1 pseudogene is annotated in these 255 nt (G+C 58.8%); it reads left to right on the top strand.

Features of this window, described 5'->3' with window-relative positions:
* Nucleotides 1-255: pseudogene (locus SB659_RS20015) on the top strand (ABC transporter permease); the annotation flags it as partial.

Genomic DNA, 255 nt, shown 5'->3' with positions numbered 1-255 from the left:
CCATCCTTCCTCTCGCATTTACCAACAGCGTGTTTCTCAACTACCCGATTCCAGGCTTCTCGGGGCGCTGGTTCGTAGAACTGTTCACTGCGGATGCCTGGCGCAGGTCGATCTTCAACAGCCTGATCGTCGGGGCAGGGACGACCGCTCTTGCCACGGTCCTCGGGACTATCGGGTCGCTCGGCCTCAGAGGAAAACGGATGTCGCTGGTATTCGGCTTCGTTCGGACCGTGTTCCTACTGCCAATGGTTGTCC

This window comes from Arthrobacter sp. SIMBA_036 (assembly GCF_046535135.1).
GTDB lineage: Bacteria > Actinomycetota > Actinomycetes > Actinomycetales > Micrococcaceae > Arthrobacter.
This window is presented reverse-complemented; position numbering and strand designations above follow the sequence as displayed.